This is a genomic window from Streptomyces sp. AC627_RSS907 (assembly GCF_019049165.1).
In genome coordinates this window covers 1-596 of the sequence record NZ_JAGMUE010001359.1, presented here as the reverse complement: position 1 = coordinate 596, position 596 = coordinate 1, and the positions used below count along the sequence as shown (strand labels likewise).

General features: G+C 75.2%; 1 pseudogene. It reads right to left on the bottom strand.

From position 1 onward, the window contains the following. A pseudogene (locus tag KUM32_RS41920) lies at positions 1–596 on the bottom strand (hypothetical protein); the annotation flags it as partial.

Sequence of the window (596 nt, the reverse complement as noted above, 5' to 3'; positions counted from 1 at the left end):
GCCGTGCACGGCTCGGCGCCCTTGATGCCGCCGGCCGCCGTGCTGATCGCGGCGCTCACGGCCGGTTCCACCCTCGCCGCCGGCGCGGAGTCGGGGAAGTCGGCGAGCAACTCGCCGAGGTGCTTGGTCTTGCCGCCGTCGGCGGACGCCTGGCCGAGCCCGCTCACCCCGCACTCGTACAGCGAGTTCGCCAGCCGGTCGTCGGGCCAGCCGGTCAGCTTGCCCAGGTGCCGCTCGTCGACGCGCCGTGGAACGGTCCGCAGGAACGTGAGGGGCTCGATCGCCGCGCAGAAGTCCCTGCGGTCGTACGTCGCCCCCACGCTCTCGTAGTACGTCTTCATCCGCTCCGGCACGCGCTTGGCGGCCCGCGAGCCGGGGTGGTCGTCGGTGAGGGCGGCGTAGCCGTCCAGGGCCCGGCGGTAGTCGGCCTCGGCCGCGTCGAACGGCTGCCCGGCCCGCGCGCTGACCAGTTCGTCGGCCTCCGCGAGGCGGTCGAGCAGCATCTCCTCGGTGGCCTCGTCGCGCGCGCTGTCGTACGCGAGGTAGCCGCCGCCCGGCGCGGCGAGCAGTGCCAGGCCGAGCAGCACGGCCACGGC